This window comes from Paenibacillus sp. PvR133 (assembly GCF_017833155.1).
GTDB lineage: Bacteria > Bacillota > Bacilli > Paenibacillales > Paenibacillaceae > Paenibacillus > Paenibacillus polymyxa_B.
Genome location: NZ_JAFIBS010000001.1, coordinates 4,777,072 through 4,798,579, shown reverse-complemented (window position 1 = coordinate 4,798,579; position 21,508 = coordinate 4,777,072). Strand labels below are relative to the sequence as shown.

The following is a 21,508-nucleotide window of genomic DNA, read 5'->3' as shown; positions in this document are numbered from 1 at the left end:
GGGGGCAAGGTTACCTTATAGGTACGCAATTGGCGACCACCTTTACTCGTCAAGCGAAAGAAGCAAAGGGAGCGTGACAGCCATTGAATTTTTACTCCAGGATCAAATTGCTCGGTCTTTTGCTTGTTTTTCTTATGTGTTCTATCGGTAACGCTCAGTATGTGCAAGCAGCGCTGCCTCCACAAGCTTCTTTGGATTTGTTCGGCTCTAAAAGCATGAGGACAACCCAAGAAAGTGTAGTCCCCGATTTAAAAGTATACCCGGGGGGGCAGACGATTGGGGTCAAAGTAAAATCTTCAGGAGTGCTTGTCGTCGGTCACCATATCATTCAGGAAAGTAATGATCGTAAGGTGTCACCTGGTGAAACAGCAGGGATTCGCCTAGGGGATCGAATTACACACATGAACGGCAAGCCACTCAATAGCCTGGCAAGGGTTGCTGAGGCAGTAGACGAAGCAGGTAAGAACAAAAAACCGCTCGACATCACGCTTTGTCGAGGGGAGCAGACCATTTCCACCAAGTTAACACCAGCATATGATCAAGATGATAAAGCGTGGCGGCTTGGGTTGTATATTAGGGACTCGGCTGCAGGTGTAGGTACATTAACGTTTTACGCACCGGACCAGGGTGTATATGGGGCCTTGGGTCACGTAATTACCGATATGAATACCCAAACCCCTATTGTCGTGGGGAGCGGAGAGATTGTGCAATCCAATGTGACGTCAATTGCGAAAAGCCAAAGTGGGGAACCAGGAGAAAAACGCGCTCATTTTCTCAAAGATCATCGGGTATTAGGAAATATTGAACGAAATACGAATTTCGGAATCTTTGGGAAAATGTCAGATGAGCCGCAATATGGATTGTATTCGACTCCTATTCCAGTGGCTCTTGCGAATGAAGTAAAAGAAGGACCGGCAGAAATTTTAACTGTGCTGGAAGGTCAACAAATTCAGCGGTTTCAGGCGGAAATTGTACACATCTCTCAGCAGGACAAACCAGCAACCAAAGGACTTGTGATACGCATTGTAGATCCAAAGCTACTGGATAAGACCGGGGGAATCGTGCAAGGAATGAGCGGTAGTCCGATTATCCAAAATGGTAAGCTTATCGGGGCTGTGACACATGTATTTGTGAATGATCCTAAATCAGGTTACGGTTGTTTTATCGAATGGATGCTGCGCGATGCAGGAATCATGCAGAATAACGTAAGCTTGAAATCATCTTCTAATCTTAAGGCGAGCTAGTGGCCTTAAGATTTTTTTGTCGAAAAGCAGAGGAATAACTCATAATTGCAAGATAAAGAATCAATTATAATAGAAACTCTAAAAAAAATAAATAAAAATAATTTTCGACAGAAGGAATTCATAATTCGATGTCGAAATCATATACTCCGACAAGAAATATTTATATACTGTAAACAGATATCACAATGGAATATCACTCAATGAGGAGGAAGTACATTGCAAAAAATTGAGGTATTGTTGGCTGATGACAACCGGGAATTTACGAATTTGCTTGCTGAATATATTTCCGATCAGGAGGATATGGAAGTTACAGGAATCGCCTATAACGGCGAAGAAGTGCTCCAACGCATCGCAGAATCCCGCAACATACCTGATGTACTTATTTTAGATATTATTATGCCTCACCTGGATGGTCTCGGTGTGTTGGAGCGTTTGAGAGAAATGAACCTGACTCCACAGCCGAAAATCATTATGCTGACTGCATTCGGTCAAGAAAATATTACACAAAGGGCCGTACAGCTCGGGGCATCTTATTATATTTTGAAGCCGTTTGACATGGAAGTGCTGGCTAACCGTGTTCGCCAATTGGTGGGACCGCAGTTAGTTAGCAGCAGTCCGGTGACCATTTCATCCATGCGGTCCAACGTAGTACCTATGGGTAAGACGAAAAACCTGGATGCCAGTATCACAGCCATCATACATGAAATTGGTGTACCAGCTCACATCAAGGGCTATCAATATTTACGTGAAGCCATTACGATGGTGTACAATAATATCGAAATTTTGGGAGCCATCACCAAAACATTATATCCGGCAATCGCCGAAAAGTTCAAAACGACGGCATCTCGCGTAGAACGCGCCATTCGTCATGCTATCGAGGTAGCATGGACCCGTGGAAATATCGACAGCATTTCACACCTGTTCGGTTACACTATTAATATCAGTAAGTCCAAACCAACCAATAGTGAATTCATAGCGATGGTGGCAGATAAGCTGCGGATTGAGAATAAGGTGTCCTGAAAGAGTCAGAATGATTGATGAAGCAAGGGATTTTTGTGGTTTGACGTTTATCAATGATAATTGCAGGGATGGCTTCTAATCTCCAAAACAGCCGCCCAGATTACCGATAAACTTCTGAATAGTAGAAAACTAATACCGCCTTTTTATTGGTTCTTCCAAGAACCAGTAAAGGAGCGGTATTTTTTATGAACGATTTTCAATTTCAACTGGACAATTTAAAGTTTTCTTCAATTATCGTCATTTCATTGCTATCAGTCGTCGTTCTACCAAGGGAGAGAGTTGGAATTGTTATTGAACTATTGCTTGATCGACAAGCTCTATAAGAAATATAATTAAAACAATCTTTCAAATGAGGTGAATCGGATGTCATTCCGTATTGTTCGAGGTATTTAGTTTCCGGGCTGGAAAAAACGCGTACCAGCCGTCAAGGGAGAAGTCTATCCTTTTGGCTACAAAAACTAAAATTCTGAATGATATCGGTCTGCTAACTCGTAGTTTTTATCCTTAATTGGAAGGTGGAAGAAAAATGAATTCAATAGAATATAAAGAGTTTTATGATAAGGTTGGAAAAATCAACGGATGGGATTTCAGCAATGTGAAATGTATCTCCAAAGGAGTAAAATGGGACTTCTACAATGAAGTGGCGAAGACATGCAAGAAGTCGGATATATTGCTTGATATCGGTACTGGCGGCGGGGAAGCAATTTTATCAATAGCAGATTCTGCATTACTTCTAGTTGGGATTGACCATTCCACCGGAATGATTGAAACAGCAACCAAGAATTCTGCTGAATCAGACATAGCAAATGTTCGTTTTCTCCAGATGGATGCTGAAAATCTAAATTTTCCTGAGAACTTCTTTAATGTAATCTCTTCTCGACATTCATGTTTTTATGCAAAAGAGATAGCAAAGGTGTTAGTAAAGGGTGGTATGTTCCTGACACAGCAAGTAAGCGAAAACGACAAATTAAATATTAAAGAAGCGTTTGGAAGAGGACAGGCTTGGGGTGCTAAGAAAGACTCGTTAAAAGCTAAATATATTACCGAATTAAGTGATGCGGGCTTTAACGATATACAGTCATTTGAATTCAATGCAAACGAATATTATCAGACTCCTGCAGACTTAATATTCCTCTTGAAACACACTCCGACTATTTCTAACTTCGGAGAAAAAGAAATTGATTTTCAAATACTCCAACAATTTATTATAGACAATCAAACCGAAATAGGAATAAGGACAAATTCAGAACGATTTATGGTGATTGCTAGGAAGTAAAACATAAAGGGATACCCGTTTCTGGGTATCCTTTTTTTAAAACTTATAAGTTTGATGGAATAAGTGAATAAAGATTTTCAGCATCTCCCTCCCTATATGGCGGTACAATTGTTGGGGATTATAAAACATAATGCTCTCCACGAGGTTATAAAATAAACCTGAATCAGTTGCACCAACCATCACGAAGGGAAATTTTCCTTTTGTAAACAGTTCTGAAATTCTCTTTAATTTTGATATAAACAAAGTGTCGTTTCTTGTCGATATAGTATCTAATATAAAGAGAACTGAGGAGCGAATATATGAAATTTAACATTCGAACAAAATTGATATTGGGTTTTTTAGCGGTAATAATCCTTTTGATCGTGATTAGTACAGTATCTATCTCAAAAATGAAAAACCTAGGTGACACTTCGATGGCAATTGATAGCCATTGGATGCCAAGTGTGACCATACTGGGAACACTAAATGGTGATGTATCTGATGTAGAGCGGATTTCATTAAACATTATTGTAGAACGTGACCCAGAGGAAATGGAGAAGGTCCAGGCCGAATATGATAAGGTTTTAAAAAAGGTTGAGGACGGCCGCAAAACATACGAAAAATTAATTGCTACCCCTAAAGAACGTGAAATGTATGAAGAATTCTCCAAAACTTATACAGAGTATCTGAATAAGTTGCCTGAAGTGATCGAAGCAGGTAAAGCTAATGATTATGCTCAATCAAGCATCCTTCATCAAGAGTCCTATAAGTTATGGTATAGTTCAAACGATATGATCAGTAAGCTCATTAAATTGAATGCAGATGGATCTAAACAGACTACGAAAGAAGCTGTTGACAACTTTATTTCAGGGAGACAATTGGTCATCGTTTTGAGTATAGCAGCCGTTATATTAGCATTGATCATGGCAATCATCATAGCCCAAATTATTTCTAAACCTATCTTGCGGATCAGTCGTGCTGCTGAAAGTATTGCATCGGGTGATCTTACAAGTGAAGCTATCATTGTGAAGGGCAAGGACGAGATCAGTACGTTGGCACATTCCTTCAATGTCATGGTTGAGAACCTTCGTCAACTGATTCAATCTGTGAGTAAGACGACTGAGTTGGTAACCACTTCCTCAGAAGAATTGACGGCCAGCGCAGAGCAAAATAGCCAAGCTTCTGCACAAATAACCGAAACGGTGCAAGAAGTAGCTACTGGAACAGGAGACCAGGTAGATATGGTGACGAAATCGTCCCAAGCTATTGAGGAAATGTCTATCGGTGTTGAGCAAATCGCCATCCGCGCGCAAAATGTATTCGCATCTGCGCAAGATGCGGCCCATAAATCGGCTGAAGGTAACCAGATGATTCAACAGGCAGTTACGCAGATGAATGCCGTGAATGATTCGATGAATGGATTGGCAGATCTCATGGCTGGATTGGGAGAGCGCTCAGACGAAATTGGCAAGATCATTGATGTTATCACCAATATTTCTAGTCAGACCAACCTTCTTGCCTTGAACGCTGCGATTGAAGCGGCCCGTGCAGGAGAACATGGTCGCGGATTTGCTGTAGTTGCAGGCGAAGTTCGCAAGTTGGCTGAACAATCGGCTCATTCAGCTCAACAAATTACGGAGCTAGTGGGATTGATTCAAAAGGATACTACCCATGCTATTGAGGCGGTAGCGTCTAACGGGAAGGATGTCATGACAGGTCGTGAAGTTGTACAAAATGCAGGCGCATCCTTTGAACTAATTCAGGAAACCGTAAATAAAGTGGCCAGTGAAATTGAAGAGGTTTCTGCCGGATCAGAACAAATGTCTGCAAGTACAGATGAGATTGTTGGTTTTGTCAGACAAATTTCAGCGATTGCTGAGGAAGCCGCAGCAGGGACACAACACGTATCTGCCGCAACTCAGGAACAGCTGGCGTCCATGGAGGAAATTGCTTCATCTGCAAGAAACCTGTCTACGATGGCAGAGGATCTGCAAGGGCAAATTGGTAAATTCAAAGTATAATTCGTATACTGCTTTTTATGTTTCAGAGGAACTAGCTGCTCTATTGTGAGCGGCTTTTTTCTTTTTTTATTAATATATTGTGATTAAAGGGTGGAGATATGAGGAATCTGTAATTGGAAAGATATGATATAATGGTGGGAACTTCTTTGGGTTGGAGTGACATCATGGACAATAATACTGAACTTAAAGCAAGTGACCTACGTCAGTTAGCGATAGAAAAAATCATAGCTACACCGTTTTTGAATGATTTTAAATATCTGAAAAGCAGAAAAGTTTTGAAAAAAGAAACCAAGGAATTTATATTTGGAATTTGTTTTGGTGCGACGAAATATGGTGCATTAAAAGTTTATATTATCGTAGAATCCAAAAGAATAAAAAAGAAGTATAGTACTGGGGCTTGTTTTCACAGTGAGCTGATTGCTCTCACCAAGAAATATACGGGAAACAGGGATTACCTTGTGTCCACAGAAGCAGAAAGAGAGCGGGTGATCCAAGAGATTATTGAAGATATCTACACTTTCGCGTTGCCCTTTTTCAAGCGATTTGAACATGTAGAAACACTAGCAGAACAAGTACATAAGTCAGGCTTTTTACCGCATCGCAAACGCTTTGATAAGTTTAATCCGTTGACGAAAAGATTCATTGATTTTTATTATCAAGGGGAGTAATGTAGCCATCTGGGACATTTTTATTCTCACCATTGGGCTATGATAAGGAGAACGATCTTCATAGAGGGGATATTATCGTTTTTCAAAAGGATGATGTACAATTTGTAAAACGGGGCAATGTACTCCTTAGGAAAAGATGATTTACCTAATATGCTCAATTTCTTGCTTAGAGGCGAGTCGGATATTGCACTGGAGGGTACGTTTTTTATATGGGTAGACAATCGGATGAACAGCACAGAGGCTGTATAACGGGTATAATTTCAATGAATAAAGCTATAGGCTAAGTCATCGCATTGAACGGGCTAGTGGTATTAACCCAATTGATTCTAAAGCAAAGGCGGGGATGAGAGCATGTGGAATAGTCTGACTTGGGTGTTCTTCGGCGTGTTGTTGGTGGCGTTGGGTTGGATTGTTAAAGCAAGGCGTAGTCGCAGCAGCAATAAACAAGTGCATGAACAGCGGGGCAGTAATGTCGTTGAATTTCGTCCTCGTAAGTCCGCTCGACAATCCCGCACCGGAAATGAATCTAAGTCTAAAGTGTCTTCCGGTTCACGCCCAAATGAAAAAGCAGCAGGTATTCAGGCCCAAACTGGATTTGGACTGTCTGACTCTATCCAGGGCACAGGCAAGCAAAAATGCTCCTTTTGTAAAAAAGAAGACAAATTAACCTTCTATGCGGATGACAATGGATCGCTGTATGGGGTATGCAAAGAGTGTAAGCATAAGGCGGAAAGACAGGATATGTTGCCACTTTAGTTTATACAGACGATTGAGGACCATCATAAAAGAATTGTTATAATTGATAAAAACTCCCAACCGTATGTAAGTAAATTGGTTAGGAGTTTTTTGTTTGTGCTTTACATTGTTATCTAATTTGCCTGTCAATCAATTCCTCAAGCGCATCTGCTATGTGATCTGGTCCATAGGATAGCTCTTCCCGGCTTAAGCTCAACCAGGCATGACGCTCATCCATATCAAAGGCAGTCTCCAGCCAACCAGATAACCCTTTGCCCCTGCGGTCTACTTCTACAAGCACATGCACACCCTCGGGTTCCAACTGCATAATCAGCTCCAGCTCCTCGATATCACGTGCATACTCTGATCCGGGCGTAAATTCAAATTCCTGTACATACGGAACACCGCGTCCCAGCTTAGGGTGACGTTCGCAGGTGGAGGAGCGGAATCGGAAGCCCAACAGGTGAACCGCCTCAAACACTGTATTCATATAGGGATGTGGCTCGATTTTTAGTGAATCACGATCGGTCGGGTCCAAAGCCATGCCAATATCTAATGCTGTTTCCAGCCAGACGGGCTGTTTGACGTGAGTAACAGGAGTTTCCAACGGCAATCTGAAGGAAAAAGGAATTTCAAGCTCCTGTCCTTGCTGTAGATGAAAGCCGTCAGATACCTTGATCCGTGCAATGCAGCAGGTGGTGGTAGTTTTTTTATCATCGTGCTCTACGATATATTCAGTCTTGAGCTCAATGTCAATTTTGCCGATTTCCTGATCAATTTTGCCGCCTTTGATGCGCATGATGCCACTAAGTTCTTCCCCAGGCACATATACGGCTTGATCTACCAGTGTATCGACTTTAGCTGAACCGATTCCTGCGCTTGCTAAGATTTTGTTGAAAAAACTCATTATTCCGTCCCCCCAGATAACCTCATGGTCATGATATACAAACGAAAACTAAAAACTTGTACAGCTTAACCGGATATACGGGGCAATGGTTCGAATCGTTCCAAAAAAATGCAAGAAAAAAGTAACTGGTACTCACGTAGGCATATTGCAGCTTGTCGATCTATCTGTCTACTAATCGCAGTTCACTTTATGAGGAGGTATAAAGCAATTTCGACAGCGAGGCTCATAAGCCTCAGAGTCACCGATCATCACAATAGGTCCTACAGTGGAAGGTTTACCATTTACCATACGTTGCGTAAATACTGCTTCCGAGCTACCGCATACAGCGCAAAAGGAAGTCAGCTTCTCGATGTCATCCGCCATGGCGAGCAGACCACCGACATAGCCGAACTCCTTGCCCCGATAATCCAGATTCAGCCCATCGGCAATTACATGCTTGCCGCAATAAGCTAACTCTTGTACGAGCGACATAATATGACGACTGAAAAACTGGACTTCGTCAAAGGCAACCACGTCGGCATCTTTTGTTTCTTGCAAAATACGCTGAACGAGCTCATCTGTGAGTTTTCTGGGGATAGAGATAGCGGGCAGCCGATATCCGATCCGGCTTACTATTTCGTCCTCGGCATAGCGGTTATCTTCAGCGGGTTTGTAAGCGACCACTTTACGATGCCCGTATTGGATTAGTTTTTGACAGCGGCGAATCAATTCGCCGGATTTTTCACTGAACATGGGGCCTGTAATAATCGTAATTCGTCCTGTAGGCAAAGCGAATTCCCCTCTCTGTAACATGTACATAACACTGTAAATCTTCTTCTCCGAAAGAAAACGCCATTATAGATTACCATAACCAGCCGCATACAGACTAGAGAAAATATATTGTTTTTCGACATGTTGTTGTATGTCTATTCCTAAAACGTAAATGTGGTCGTCATTGCTCTGCCGCCTCTGGCATGATATGGTGAAGCGTAGTGGAATGAAGGGAAGAGTGAAAGGTATGGACGAAAAAAATACGGATTATAGTGCCAAAAAAGGAGCATTACTGGAGCAAGGGCTGATCAGCCCGCAAGCTCTAGAACTCATCACTGAGCTGGAGACAGAGCTGAACTTTCTGCGCAAGCAAAATGAATCATTTCGCAAGGCGCTGCGAGCCAAATCAGCACAAAGTCCAAGGATGTCTACTAAATTACGAGATGCGCTGTATGAATGATATGGAAAGATATCTGGATTAAAGGGTTATCTTTTTTGTAGCCTATGCCTAAATGCTATATTTTGTACAGTGAAATAAAGAGAGTACAATAAGCTATATATAATCAATTGTTAATGGAGGAGAAACATGACTATACATTGTGATGTCGCTATTTTGGGTGGAGGAACCGGGGGATATGTAGCAGCCATTCGTGCCGCCCAGCTAGGCAAGGAAGTGGTTATCATCGAAAAGGACAAGCTTGGCGGAACCTGTCTGCACCGTGGTTGCATTCCGAGTAAAGCCTTGCTGCGCAGTGCGGAAGTATATGCGACGATTAAGGAAAGTGCACAATACGGTATTGAGACATCGGGAGCACAGCTTGTATTTCCTAAGGTTCAGGAGCGTAAGGAAGCCGTTGTGGAGCAACTGCATCAAGGCGTTCAATTTTTGATGCGTAAAAATAAAATTACGGTGCTGAGTGGTAAGGGACGTGTGATTGGTCCGTCTATATTTTCTCCAAAAAGCGGGGCAGTTGCTGTGGAACTAGAAGATGGTGAGATGGAAACGATTGTTCCTACACATCTCATTATCGCAACGGGATCACGCCCGCGTGTGCTGTCCGGACTGGAGCCAGATGGCGAATTTATCCTGAGCAGTGACGAAGCGTTAACTATGGAGGAGCTACCAGCATCCCTGATTATCGTGGGCGGTGGTGTTATTGGCGTAGAGTGGGCTTCCATGCTAAATGATTTTGGCGTGGAGGTTACGATGGTTGAAGCCGCGAATCGACTTATTCCCACGGAAGACGAAGACGTTTCGCGTGAAATGCAGCGCTTGTTAACCAAACGTGGTGTCAAGGTGCTGACGGGTTCACAAGTGCTGGCTAAAACATACGGCAAAGATGAGAAAGGCGTACAGATTGACGTGCAAAAAGGGGAAGAAACCGAAACCCTCAGCGCTTCCAAACTGCTCATTTCTGTAGGGCGTCAGGCAAATGTGGAAAATATCGGGCTGGAAAATACGGATATCCGCGTAGAGGGTGGCTTTATCTCGGTTAATGAGCATTTGCAGACGAATGAACCACATATTTACGCCATTGGAGATTGCATCGGCGGCTTACAACTGGCGCATGCGGCGAGCCATGAAGGTTTGCAGGCGGTTCATCATATGGCGGGCGAAGAGTTTCACAGTGTACCTAACCATCTGATTCCGCGGTGTATTTATACACGTCCTGAAGCCGCGAGCGTCGGCTTAACGGAGCAAGAAGCCCGTGAGCGTGGACATCAGGTGAAGACAGGGAAGTTCCCTTTTCAAGCTATCGGAAAATCGCTAGTATACGGCAGTCGGGACGGCTTCGTCAAAGTAGTGGCCGACGAGAAGACCAATGATATTCTCGGTGTACATATGATCGGTACGCATGTGACGGATCTGATCAGCGAGGCCGCTCTTGCGCAACTGCTGGATGCTACGCCATGGGAAGTCGGACAACTTATTCATCCGCATCCGACGTTGTCGGAGATTTTGGGAGAAGCGATGTTGGCCGTTGATGGACAGGCGATTGGCATATAAACGTTTCAAATAAATCGGTGCTTTTCTTTTTGGGGAGAAAAGGATTATAATGGGGTTAGCCAGAGTTTAGTACCAGGTTTTAAGACAAGATGGTACTAGGTACTGGAAGTAGGATGTTTGACACTTAAGGAGGTGCCTCAATGAGTTCTAAAGGCGCTGTAGACGCTGGCTTCAGACATGAACAGCTGGGACTTACTCACGGACAAGTTATTGATATGTACAGATATATGTTGCTCGCAAGAAGATTTGACGAGCGCAACATGCTCCTGCAACGGGCAGGGAAAATTAATTTCCACGTTTCTGGCATTGGACAGGAGGCGGCACAAGTAGGTGCAGCTTTCGGCCTTGACCGGGAAAAGGACTATTTTCTTCCCTATTATCGGGATTATGGATTCGTGCTTGCGGTAGGAATGACGCCGCGCGAACTAATGCTGTCGGCATTTGCCAAGGCAGATGATCCCAATAGCGGCGGTCGCCAGATGCCAGGACATTTTGGTAGTAAACGGCTGCGTATTGTGACAGGCTCCAGCCCAGTAACGACACAGGTTCCGCATGCAGTAGGTGTAGCTTTGGCTGCCAAAATGCAGAAAAAGGATTTTGTTTCGTTTGTTACGTTTGGGGAAGGCTCCAGCAATCAGGGAGATTTTCACGAAGGCTGTAACTTTGCTGGTGTACAGAAGCTGCCAGTCATCATTATGTGCGAGAACAATCAATATGCGATATCGGTTCCGATTCATAAACAGTTGGCAGGCAAGGTAAGCGACCGTGCTTTGGGATATGGTTTTCCAGGGATTCGAGTCGATGGTAATGATGCGTTGGCGGTATATGCGGCGGTGAAGGAAGCACGGGAACGTGCTGTCCGCGGTGAAGGTCCTACGCTGATCGAAGCCATGATGTACCGTCTGTCTCCTCACTCCACCTCTGATAATGATCTGGCTTACCGGACCAAGGAGGAAGTGGATGAGAACTGGGCCAAGGATGGCGTAGCCCGTATGAAAAACTACTTGATTGAATGCGGCATTTGGGATGAGGCCAAGGATGCGGATCTGTCGGCTGAGCTGCTGCTCGAAGTCAAGGAAGCGATTGAATATGCAGATAATGCGCCTTTTCCAAAGCCCGAAGATACGCTGCTGCATGTGTATGCAGATAGCGATGGGGAGGGCCGGTAACGATGGCGATTATGGAATATATTGATGCGATTCGTCTTGCCATGAAAGAAGAGATGGAGCAGGATGAAACGGTTTTTGTATTAGGTGAGGATGTCGGGGTGAAGGGTGGCGTCTTTACAACGACAAAGGGGCTTATGGACCAATTCGGTGAGCAACGTGTCATGGATACACCATTAGCTGAGTCGGCTATTGCCGGGGTTGCGATTGGTGCAGCCATGTACGGAATGAAGCCGATTGCCGAAATGCAATATTCGGACTTCATGCTTCCGGCGACGAATCAGATTATTAGTGAAGCAGCTAAAATCCGTTACCGCTCTAACAACGATTGGAACTGTCCTGTGGTAATCCGCGCGCCAATCGGTGGTGGTATCTTTGGTGGTTTGTATCACTCTCAGTGTCCAGAATCTATCTTTTTTGGTACGCCGGGTTTGAAAATTGTTGCTCCATTTACACCTTATGACGCAAAAGGATTGTTGAAAGCAGCCATTCGTGACCCTGATCCAGTGCTGTTTTTTGAAAATAAAAAATCCTACAAGCTGATCAAGGGTGAAGTGCCTGAGGATGATTATATCGTTCCGATTGGCAAGGCTAATCTATTACGTGAGGGTGACGATATTACGGTCATCGGATATAGCCAGCCTTTGCATTTTGTCATGCAGGCTGCTGAGGAATTGGAGAAGGAAGAGGGCATTACCGCACATGTTGTGGATTTGCGCACACTCCAACCGCTGGACCGCGAAGCCATTATTGAGGCTGCACGACATACAGGTAAGGTATTAATCGTGCATGAGGACAACAAAACGGGCGGCATCGGTGCCGAGGTATCGGCAATTATTAATGAGGAGTGTCTGTTCGAGCTGGATGCGCCGATTGAGCGTCTATGTGCTCCTGATGTACCAGCCATGCCGATCAGTCCACCGATGGAGAAGTTTTATATGTTAAACAAGGATAAAGTTAAGGAAGCCATGCGCCGTCTTGCAATGTATTAATAAAAGCTAGATTGGACGAAAGCATTCCAAAAGTATAGCGGGGGCAGCGGTAAAACGCGCCCTCCTATGATGTTAAGGAGTTGAAAAAATGTCAGACCAAACACAATGGAACGACGTGACCATGCCACAATTGGCAGAATCGCTCGTATCGGCGACAATTGCCAAATGGCTCAAACAACCTGGTGAAACGGTAGAGCAATTCGAGCCGATTTGCGAGGTTATTACAGATAAAGTGAATGCAGAAATCCCATCCACATTGGACGGCATTATGGGTGATCTGTTGGCAGAGGAAGGTCAGACAGTAGCGGTAGGCGAGTTAATTTGCCGTATCCAGACGAAGTCGGCTGCACCTGCGGCGGCATCAGGAGCGACACCTGTTGCACCAGCATCTCAAAGTACCGTACAAACACAATCTCAGCAGAGTGCTGGATCGGACCAGTCCATGAGAGGACGTTTTTCCCCAGCGGTGCAAACCCTGGCTGCTGAGCATAATGTCGACTTAAGCCAAGTACCAGGCACGGGCATGGGGGGAAGAATTACCCGCAAAGACGTGCTGAATTATGTGCAGCAGGGCGGTTCTGCTCCCACTGGAGTATCTGGACAGCCGACTGCGACAACATCAGGACAAGGCTCTCCTTTTGCAGGAAGACAGCAGTCTGCCACTCAGCACAGCACACCGATTCAAAATATGGACCCTGCTATTCCGGTTCGTAACAGTGGGATTCATTTGACGGAGGCTCCAAAGGCTCCTGTGATCGAAGTTGAGGGTGGCAACAATAACAGATCCGAGTATTTTATTGATGTTACACCCATTCGCAGTGCAATTGCTCGCAATATGCGACAAAGCGTTTCCGAAATTCCACATGCATGGACGACGATTGAGGTGGATGTGACCAACCTGGTAATGCTCCGCAACAAGATCAAAAACGAGTTCAAGCAAAAAGAAGGCATCAATATTACGTATCTGGCTTTCCTCATGAAAGCAGTCGTGAATGCAATCAAGGAATATCCGATCATGAATTCGGTGTGGGCTGTGGACAAAATTATCGTCAAAAGAGATATCAATATTTCGCTAGCCGTGGGTACAGAGGACTCCGTTCTTACTCCTGTTATTAAAAAAGCGGACCAGAAAAATATTGCTGGATTAGCTCGTGAAATTGACGATTTGGCACGTAAAACCCGAGAAGGCACGCTCAAACTGGACGACATGCAAGGCGGAACGTTCACTGTAAACAACACAGGCTCCTTTGGTTCGATTTTATCTTATCCGGTGATTAACTATCCGCAGGCTGCAATTCTTACCTTTGAATCCATTGTCAAAAGACCAGTGGTTATTGATGATATGATTGCGGTTCGCTCGATGGCTAATCTGTGCTTGTCGCTGGATCATCGCATTTTGGACGGAGTGATTTGCGGACGATTCCTGCAACGGGTTAAAGAAAATCTAGAAGGCTACACTTTGGATACGAAGCTGTACTAATCATCCGAACAGTGGGGGAAATGTACGGAGAGGAAGTGACAGGCCGTGAACAGACGACCGCTTGATGTAACCTATACGAATAGGATGGAATATGCCCATGCATGGGATGTCCAGAAGGAGATTGTGGGAAAGCTGGATGCGGGAGAGGCAAGAGAAACGCTTATGCTTCTCCAGCATCCGCCGACCTATACGATTGGATCTCAGCGGCATCCTGAACATTTGCTCCTCACACCAGAGCAACTGAAGGAGCAGGGAATCAGCGTCTTTCAGATTGACCGTGGGGGAGACATTACATATCATGGGCCGGGGCAGCTTGTCGGATATCCTCTACTTATGCTCGGCAACCGGGAGGCGCTGAATCTGCACGGATACCTTCGAAGTCTGGAAGAAGTGATCATCCAGTTGTTGGCATCTTATGGGGTTGAGGGAAGCCGGAAGCCTGAATATACGGGGGTATGGATCGGGAATCTAAAAATTGCGGCCATTGGCGTCAAATTCAACAAGTGTAAGCACCGTCGGGGCTTCGTAACCAGCCATGGCTTTGCCTTTAACATCAAATCAGGGATACAGCATGAGGGCTTTGAGGGCATTGTCCCGTGCGGAATTCAGGAATACGGTGTGACATCATTGGAGGACTGCATACAGAAGCCTATGTCGGTGGAGCAGATTGCGAAGGAAATTGTACCGTTCTTTGAACAGCAATTTTCATTTGCTGCGCAATGGCAAACGCATTCTTTCCAATAAAGGTAAGGCGGGCTATTGTGTATGTACACGAAAGCCCGCCTGTTTGCTTTACGTAACAGCTCGTCCACTCAAGGCTTCAATAGTGCCTTAGAGCAGCCGGATACCTTGAGCGGTATAGTTATTATAGTGGCATAATAAACGGCTCAATTACCATGAACAGCGTAGAACCAATCATAGCTGCGAGCATAATGTAGACGAAAAAACGAACCCATTTTTTGTTCGACATGTGTAACTCCTTTAGGATAGGTTTAAGTCATAGATAAGAACATCTATCCGTATTGTAGCGTAATCGGGAAAGAGAGGAAAGTTTAATGACAGTAAAAGTAGTAAAAGACCGAATCGTACAGGAATTTATGGAACTCGTACAGGTGGATAGTGAAACGAAAAATGAGCAGGAAATATCACGTGTTCTAAAAGAAAAGTTTAATGCACTCGGGCTGGAAGTAATGGAAGACGATTCTCGTGAAAGAACCGGACATGGTTCAGGCAATCTGATCGTCACCTGGAAAGCGGAAGGTGTGGAGCAAGCACCCAAATTATTTTTTACCTGCCATATGGATACCGTTACTCCGGGTAAAGGCATAAAGCCACAGTTGGGTGAGGATGGCTGGATTCGTAGTGACGGTTCAACGATTCTGGGTTCTGACGACAAGGCGGGAATTGCTGCTTTGTTCGAGGCGATTCGTGTCGTGCGCGAGCAGAATATTCCCCATGGTCAAATCCAGTTCGTGATTACGGCTGGCGAGGAATCTGGTTTGATGGGTGCACGGGCGATGAAGCCAGAAGTGCTAGATTCTGATTTCGGATATGCTTTGGATTCGAATGGTGAAGTTGGCTCTATTTGTATAGCTGCCCCAACGCAGGCACGTATTGAAATGAAGATAACTGGGAAGTCCGCTCATGCGGGGGTAAATCCCGAAGATGGCATTAGTGCCATTCAGGTCGCTTCTAAAGCCATTTCTAAAATGAAACTAGGACGGATTGATAAGGAAACGACCGCTAACATCGGCAGTTTCGAGGGCGGCGGCGCGACGAATGTGGTATGCGATTTTGTATTGATCCGTGCAGAGGCACGTAGTATTGTGCAGGAAAAGGTTAATCATCAAATCCAGCATATGCGTGAAGCGCTGGAAACCACCACACGCGAATTTGGTGCACAGGGAGAGTTCCGCAGTGAAGTCATCTATCCAGCATTCAGCTTTACGGAGCATGACGAAGTTGTACAGGTTGCGCAGCGTGCAATTCAAGGACTGGGACTGGCAACGTCGACCTTCCATTCCGGTGGTGGCTCAGATGCTAATGTATTCAACGGGCTTGGAATTCCAACGGTGAATTTGGCTGTGGGCTACCAGAACATCCATACAACAGAGGAAAAAATCAAGGCCGATGACCTGGTGAAGGTTGCTGAAGTTGTCATAGCTCTGATTCAAGAAACCACAAAATAAACTTGTATCATACACTTGCAACATACTGAAAAAAGGTTCAGGTTAAAGACAGGAACAGCGTTCCTTCGTCTTTAGACCTGAACCTTTTTTGGAACAGCTAGCGAAGCGATGGTGGCGGTAGGTCCGTGTTCCTTTTGCCACTGACGCAAGAGTGCTTGAATCTGCCAGGCTTTACCAACGATATGGAGGGTGCTTTCAGTACGGTAGCTTTTCATTTCTGCATCTCCTCATGACAGGAAGTTTGTTATCCTACCACCAGCATATGTACAAAGTGGACAAGTTAGACTAACTTTGGTGATAATTAATAAAGAAAGATAGATATGAAGGAGGAAACTTACCGATGAACGAGCAAACGAACGGACAATTGAACAATCCAACAAACGATGCACATTGCAAGCCTTATTCCAATCCTGCGCTGGAGGAAAAGACCGTGTCCACACAGCCTATTTTTGAGGGAAAGGTCATTACATTACAGGTAGACACGGTAGAGCTTCCCGACGGCTCCACTGGAAAGCGTGAGATCGTAAAGCATCCAGGTGCGGTGGCTGTTTTGGCTCTACATGAAGGGAAAATGCTGGTCGTGGACCAGTACAGACAGGCGATGGGGCGCTGTGAGGTAGAAATTCCTGCAGGTAAGCTAGAGCGGGGTGAAGATCCGATGGAAGCGGCGGGGCGTGAGCTGAGAGAAGAGACAGGTTATACTGCCAAGTCGTTGAAGCTGCTACACTCCTTTTATACCTCTCCTGGCTTTGCGGATGAAATCATCCATCTGTATGTGGCCGAAGAACTGGAGTTAGGTGAGATGGAACCGGATGAGGATGAATTTCTGGAGTTGTTTGAGGTGACGCTGGAAGAAGCACAGACGCTCATTCGTGAAGGACGGATTAGTGATGCCAAAACGATTCTGGCCGTCTATGCGTGGCAACACCGCCAACATACAGGGAGCTTCTAAGCGGATGGATGAAAATATAGTAGAACTTATCGACTACTTTGCAGACTTGCATATTCATATTGGCAGAACAGAGAAGGGAAATCCGGTCAAAATTAGTGGCAGCCGCGATCTGACCTTTGCCAACATAGCTAAGGAAGCCTCCGGTCGTAAAGGAATTGGGCTGATCGGTATCATTGACTGCCATGCACCTAATGTACAGGAGGATATTCGTACCTATTTACATACGGGTGAAATGAAAGAAATCAGCGGCGGCGGTATCGCTTACCGGGATACGGTTATTCTCCTTGGCACGGAGCTAGAAATACGTGCTGAAGGTCGCCCTGAGGCGCACGTACTGGCCTATTTTCCAGATCTGGCGGCGATGAAGGATTTTACCCAATGGCTGGCCCGGCATATGAAAAATGTTAATCTTAGCTCACAACGAATCTATGCGCCGCCACGCGAGTTGCAGCAGCAAATTTACGGACGTGGAGGCATTATGGTGCCTGCGCACGTGTTTACTCCTCATAAGGGCATATACGGCAGCTCAGCGGCCCGTATGGAGGAATTGCTGGATATGGAGCTCGTTAGCGGGGTGGAGCTGGGGCTGAGCGCAGATTCATCTATGGCCGGTTTGATTTCGGAACTGGATCGCTTCAGCTTTCTCACGAATTCAGATGCCCATTCACTTGGGAAAATCGGACGAGAATACAACAAATTATCACTGGCAAAGCCGTGTTTTGATGAATTCAGAATGGCTTTGGAGCGGCGGGAAGGACGACGGGTGCGTGCCAACTACGGATTAAATCCGAAACTGGGCAAATACCATCGTTCTTACTGTCAAAGCTGCGGTACGATTATTGACGAGCAACAGATGGCGGATGAACGTTGTCCTGACTGTGGTCATACCAAGCTGGTGCGAGGTGTGCTGGATCGAATATGGAGCATTGCCGACCGTGAACAGTCCATGATTCCTTCCCATCGTCCGCCGTACATTTACCAGATTCCCCTGGAGTTTATTCCAGGTCTGGGCAAAGCCAAGCTGAACCAGCTATTGGTTGCATTTGGAACAGAAATGAATATTTTACATGAGGTTACGCAGGAGGAGTTAGCAGCAGTCGTCGGAAAAGTGCTAGCAGAGCAAATTGTGCTTTCACGCGAGGGGCGACTGTCGCTTGTATCCGGTGGTGGTGGAACATACGGCAAAATAGCTAAGTCCTAGTAAAGTCTTGTCCCTCTAAAGGCATATCAGCGTCTGCTTGTTCATAACCATAAATTATCTATGCCGCTGGCTTGGCACATCATTCGTGATGCTTGATCTGCAGTGAAAGCTGCCCCATTTCTAGCCATCAGCCGTCGGATTACGGTTGTTTTTTGGACAAACAAGCAGATGAAAGGGGCAGGACGCCGATGCAATGGTTTCGTCATACGTTAAAAGATCAGACGCCGTATTATGTTTTCTTGGCTGTGCTGTTTCTGGTGGGAGTCGTCTTTGGCGCACTTATGGTTAACGCACTCTCGCTGGAGCAGTTACAGGATTTGTCCCGTTACCTGAAGGATTTTTTTGTAACGGTCAATCAAAACGAACAGGGCTTCGCTGATTCGCAGGCGGCTTCGACCTTTTGGGATAGCGTATCTTTACATCTAAAATGGGTCGGCCTAATTTGGGTGTGTGGCCTTTCGGTTATCGGTCTGCCGGGCATTCTTGTATTGAATTTCCTCAAGGGTGTGCTAATCGGATTTTCAGTAGGTTATATGGTGGGGCAATATTCGTGGAAAGGACTGCTATTTTCTTTGGTTTCAGTTGCTCCTCATAACCTGCTCGTCATTCCGGTACTGCTCGTCTGCAGCGTGGCTGCGATGACTTTTTCTATCCATATGATCAAAACCAAAATACTCGCTACCCGGCCGTCAGACGGGATGCTGCGTCCGTTGCTGTCTTATGCAGGATTGACTGCTGTGATGATGGTGCTTCTTATCGGTAGCGCGTCCTTTGAAACTTGGATCACCCCGGTTATGATGCAATGGGTCACTCCTATGCTGACAGCTTCCGTATCATCTTGATTCGTTTCAAAATGTTTGACTTTATTTGTATAGACCCCCTATAATAATAGGAGTGAAAAAAGTGCAGTAGGCAGTAGCTTTGCAGGGGGAGGGAGACACATGGAAGCACGGATCGAAAAAATTAAGCAGCAGCTGCAATCCCAGGGCTACAAACTAACGCCTCAGCGGGAAGCCACCGTCAGAGTTTTACTTGAGAACGAAGATGATCATCTGAGTGCGGAAGATGTATTTATGCTCGTCAAAGAGAAAGCTCCCGAAATCGGTCTGGCAACCGTATACCGTACCCTAGAACTGCTAAGTGAACTGCATGTCGTGGAGAAAATTAATTTTGGTGATGGCGTTGCGCGTTATGATTTGCGCGGCGATACAACCAAACATCACCATCACCATTTGATATGTGTGCAGTGTGGCAGTGTAGATGAAATACTGGAAGATTGGCTTGGACCATTGGAGGAGCGTCTGGAACGGGAATATAATTTTACCGTAGTGGATCATCGTTTGGACTTCCACGGTATTTGTTATCGTTGTAAGGCGAAGAACGATACGACGGCTCAGAAATCTTTGGGCAAATCCAGAAAACACAAATCTCAGGACTAAAAGCTGACTACCCAAGCTCTCACCGACGAAGATGCGTTCGGGAGAGCTTTTTTGGTTCGGAATCTGTTGTTCGGGATTAAGCGGTATAAAAAGGAATAGCTTGTCATACCCTTCCATAGAGAGTCCTAATAGGGACTATATTCTGGGGAAAAGGCGGCTGATTCACATGGTACTATCGTTGCGGAGAGGACTAAAATGGCTGCGTTTGGTAATATTGTTCGGGGTGCTGGCATGTATGTTCTTTTATAGCCTCAGGCTGTTTACAGATTGGATAACACCTGTAGATCATTACCGAATACCGGAAGGACATGCAGTTAAGGTATTTGGCGGGCAAAAAGTAAATGAAGGGTCCGAGCATCGAATAGCAGTGTTGGAACGTTTACGTTTCTTTTACTGGTATGGTGAATAGTCTAAGTAATCGGTCTTGATGAGCTTATGATATGAACGCAGCACACGAAGAAGCAGAGGCTGAGACTGAACCGCTGTATGCAGAACAAGGAGACTTTTGGAACTCATGAAAATGTACATTCAACCTTTCATTCAATATATGGAAGAGGAAAAGGGCTTGTCGCGCAGCACATTGGAAGCGTATCAACGGGACGTACAGCAGTTTACCGAGTTCGCAGAAAGCTGTGGTATTGAGCAGCCGGATAACGTCCAACGGTCACATCTGGTACTGTATTTGGGCCGTTTGAAGGAACAGGGAAAAGCTGCGGCGACGATATCACGTAGCGTCGCCTCCATTCGCTCCTTTTTTCATTTTCTTATTCGGGAGGGAATTACGATCCATGATCCGTCCGTTCTGCTGGAGCTGCCCAAAGCGACTAAAAAGAAGCCCTCGGTGCTAACGCAGGATGAGATAGAGCGTTTGCTGGACGCGCCGGATGTGACTGCCCCGCAAGGGGTGCGAGACAAGGCGATGCTGGAGTTGCTGTATGCGACTGGCATTCGTGTATCGGAGCTGATTGCCCTAAACGTGCGTGATGTCCGCACCGATCTGCGCTTTGTGCACTGTGGCGGCGAGGCAGGCAAGGAGCGTGTTGTACCGATCAGCCGTGAGGCATCACAGTGGGCACAAGCCTACATGGACGAGCAGCGTCTATTATTGCTGAGATCCGGGCAGGGTGAAGAAGCTCAGGTAGAGCAGGAAGCCATGTTCCTGAACGTATCTGGTCAGCGTCTCAGTAGACAGGGCTTCTGGAAAATGATTAAGAAGTACGGCCAGGAAGCAGGCATAAGCGAGGATATCACGCCCCACACGTTGCGGCATTCCTTTGCGGTACATATGCTGGAGGGCGGAGCGGACTTACGCTCTGTACAGGAAATGCTGGGTCATGCTGATCTGTCAACGACGCAGGTATATGCGCAGACGGCCAGACGGAATATGAAGGAAGTATATGAAAAGCATCACCCGCACGGCGGCAACCGCACTTCTCATGAAAGCAAAGATCGAACGTAACGATACTTTGCTTTCATAGAAA

At 45.5% G+C, this 21,508-nt stretch carries 23 protein-coding genes; 19 read left to right on the top strand and 4 right to left on the bottom strand.

Annotated elements, in window-relative coordinates:
* Window positions 1–83 precede the first annotated feature (83 nt).
* From spoIVB to JOE49_RS21035, 6 genes are all read left to right on the top strand, one after another.
* On the top strand, window positions 84–1,244 hold the full coding sequence (spoIVB, locus tag JOE49_RS21060; protein WP_023989240.1) for a SpoIVB peptidase: 1,161 nt from the start codon (window positions 84–86) through the stop codon (window positions 1,242–1,244).
* Window positions 1,245–1,460: 216 nt separating this feature from the next.
* The gene (gene spo0A / locus JOE49_RS21055) at window positions 1,461–2,264 is read left to right on the top strand and encodes a sporulation transcription factor Spo0A (protein WP_023989239.1); all 804 of its coding nucleotides are present in this window, start codon (window positions 1,461–1,463) and stop codon (window positions 2,262–2,264) included.
* Window positions 2,265–2,790: 526 nt separating this feature from the next.
* Complete coding sequence (locus JOE49_RS21050; RefSeq protein WP_028540600.1) at window positions 2,791–3,540, top strand: class I SAM-dependent methyltransferase; 750 nt, start codon at window positions 2,791–2,793, stop codon at window positions 3,538–3,540.
* A gap of 299 nt (window positions 3,541–3,839) precedes the next feature.
* A complete protein-coding gene (locus JOE49_RS21045; protein ID WP_209942726.1) occupies window positions 3,840–5,540 on the top strand; it encodes a methyl-accepting chemotaxis protein in 1,701 nt (566 codons plus the stop codon).
* Between the two features lie 113 nt (window positions 5,541–5,653).
* Window positions 5,654–6,208: a hypothetical protein gene (locus tag JOE49_RS21040; RefSeq protein WP_245248454.1), complete on the top strand. Its 555-nt coding sequence runs from the start codon at window positions 5,654–5,656 to the stop codon at window positions 6,206–6,208.
* A gap of 351 nt (window positions 6,209–6,559) precedes the next feature.
* Window positions 6,560–6,964: a hypothetical protein gene (locus tag JOE49_RS21035; protein ID WP_028540603.1), complete on the top strand. Its 405-nt coding sequence runs from the start codon at window positions 6,560–6,562 to the stop codon at window positions 6,962–6,964.
* 109 nt (window positions 6,965–7,073) lie between these two features.
* Here JOE49_RS21035 and JOE49_RS21030 read toward each other — a convergent pair whose 3' ends face one another.
* A complete protein-coding gene (locus tag JOE49_RS21030) occupies window positions 7,074–7,850 on the bottom strand; it encodes a sporulation protein (RefSeq protein WP_068941560.1) in 777 nt (258 codons plus the stop codon).
* Window positions 7,851–8,021: 171 nt separating this feature from the next.
* Window positions 8,022–8,618: a thymidine kinase gene (locus tag JOE49_RS21025; RefSeq protein ID WP_023989232.1), complete on the bottom strand. Its 597-nt coding sequence runs from the start codon at window positions 8,616–8,618 to the stop codon at window positions 8,022–8,024.
* A gap of 208 nt (window positions 8,619–8,826) precedes the next feature.
* On the opposite strand from JOE49_RS21025, the gene JOE49_RS21020 reads away from it, so the two are divergent.
* The 6 genes from JOE49_RS21020 to lipB all read left to right on the top strand — a co-directional run bounded on the left by JOE49_RS21020 (window position 8,827) and on the right by lipB (window position 14,990).
* On the top strand, window positions 8,827–9,060 hold the full coding sequence (locus JOE49_RS21020) for a hypothetical protein (RefSeq protein WP_013310799.1): 234 nt from the start codon (window positions 8,827–8,829) through the stop codon (window positions 9,058–9,060).
* A 126-nt stretch (window positions 9,061–9,186) separates the two neighbouring features.
* Window positions 9,187–10,608, top strand: coding sequence for a dihydrolipoyl dehydrogenase (gene lpdA, locus JOE49_RS21015; protein WP_209942725.1), 1,422 nt, complete (start codon window positions 9,187–9,189; stop codon window positions 10,606–10,608).
* Window positions 10,609–10,748: 140 nt separating this feature from the next.
* Complete coding sequence (locus JOE49_RS21010; RefSeq protein ID WP_068941562.1) at window positions 10,749–11,777, top strand: thiamine pyrophosphate-dependent dehydrogenase E1 component subunit alpha; 1,029 nt, start codon at window positions 10,749–10,751, stop codon at window positions 11,775–11,777.
* Between the two features lie 2 nt (window positions 11,778–11,779).
* Entirely contained in the window at window positions 11,780–12,766 is a 987-nt protein-coding gene (locus tag JOE49_RS21005; RefSeq protein WP_013310796.1) for an alpha-ketoacid dehydrogenase subunit beta, read from the top strand.
* A gap of 88 nt (window positions 12,767–12,854) precedes the next feature.
* Window positions 12,855–14,246: a dihydrolipoamide acetyltransferase family protein gene (locus JOE49_RS21000; protein ID WP_069079986.1), complete on the top strand. Its 1,392-nt coding sequence runs from the start codon at window positions 12,855–12,857 to the stop codon at window positions 14,244–14,246.
* 45 nt (window positions 14,247–14,291) lie between these two features.
* Window positions 14,292–14,990 carry a lipoyl(octanoyl) transferase LipB gene (gene lipB, locus JOE49_RS20995; RefSeq protein WP_068941567.1) on the top strand — a complete coding sequence of 233 codons (699 nt, stop codon included), beginning with the start codon at window positions 14,292–14,294 and terminating at the stop codon, window positions 14,988–14,990.
* Window positions 14,991–15,111: 121 nt separating this feature from the next.
* Here lipB and prli42 read toward each other — a convergent pair whose 3' ends face one another.
* Complete coding sequence (gene prli42, locus JOE49_RS20990) at window positions 15,112–15,216, bottom strand: stressosome-associated protein Prli42 (protein WP_023989226.1); 105 nt, start codon at window positions 15,214–15,216, stop codon at window positions 15,112–15,114.
* 85 nt (window positions 15,217–15,301) lie between these two features.
* Here prli42 and JOE49_RS20985 point away from each other — a divergent pair, with 85 nt between their 5' ends.
* The gene (locus tag JOE49_RS20985; RefSeq protein ID WP_025723037.1) at window positions 15,302–16,435 is read left to right on the top strand and encodes a tripeptidase T; all 1,134 of its coding nucleotides are present in this window, start codon (window positions 15,302–15,304) and stop codon (window positions 16,433–16,435) included.
* Window positions 16,436–16,506: 71 nt separating this feature from the next.
* Here the strand turns inward: JOE49_RS20985 and mciZ are convergent, their stop codons facing one another.
* On the bottom strand, window positions 16,507–16,650 hold the full coding sequence (gene mciZ / locus JOE49_RS20980; RefSeq protein WP_076159536.1) for a Z-ring formation inhibitor MciZ: 144 nt from the start codon (window positions 16,648–16,650) through the stop codon (window positions 16,507–16,509).
* Between the two features lie 125 nt (window positions 16,651–16,775).
* Between mciZ and JOE49_RS20975 the strand changes: the two genes are divergently transcribed.
* The 6 genes from JOE49_RS20975 to xerD all read left to right on the top strand — a co-directional run bounded on the left by JOE49_RS20975 (window position 16,776) and on the right by xerD (window position 21,486).
* Window positions 16,776–17,387: an NUDIX domain-containing protein gene (locus tag JOE49_RS20975; RefSeq protein WP_076264831.1), complete on the top strand. Its 612-nt coding sequence runs from the start codon at window positions 16,776–16,778 to the stop codon at window positions 17,385–17,387.
* A 4-nt stretch (window positions 17,388–17,391) separates the two neighbouring features.
* Window positions 17,392–18,588, top strand: a complete 1,197-nt coding sequence (locus JOE49_RS20970; RefSeq protein WP_209943680.1) for an endonuclease Q family protein — start codon at window positions 17,392–17,394, stop codon at window positions 18,586–18,588.
* A 188-nt stretch (window positions 18,589–18,776) separates the two neighbouring features.
* The gene (gene spoIIM / locus JOE49_RS20965) at window positions 18,777–19,430 is read left to right on the top strand and encodes a stage II sporulation protein M (protein WP_023989222.1); all 654 of its coding nucleotides are present in this window, start codon (window positions 18,777–18,779) and stop codon (window positions 19,428–19,430) included.
* Window positions 19,431–19,529: 99 nt separating this feature from the next.
* Entirely contained in the window at window positions 19,530–20,027 is a 498-nt protein-coding gene (fur, locus tag JOE49_RS20960; protein ID WP_023989221.1) for a ferric iron uptake transcriptional regulator, read from the top strand.
* Window positions 20,028–20,193: 166 nt separating this feature from the next.
* The gene (locus JOE49_RS20955; protein WP_023989220.1) at window positions 20,194–20,436 is read left to right on the top strand and encodes a YqzK family protein; all 243 of its coding nucleotides are present in this window, start codon (window positions 20,194–20,196) and stop codon (window positions 20,434–20,436) included.
* Window positions 20,437–20,541: 105 nt separating this feature from the next.
* Window positions 20,542–21,486 carry a site-specific tyrosine recombinase XerD gene (xerD, locus tag JOE49_RS20950; RefSeq protein ID WP_209942723.1) on the top strand — a complete coding sequence of 315 codons (945 nt, stop codon included), beginning with the start codon at window positions 20,542–20,544 and terminating at the stop codon, window positions 21,484–21,486.
* Window positions 21,487–21,508: the final 22 nt, after the last annotated feature.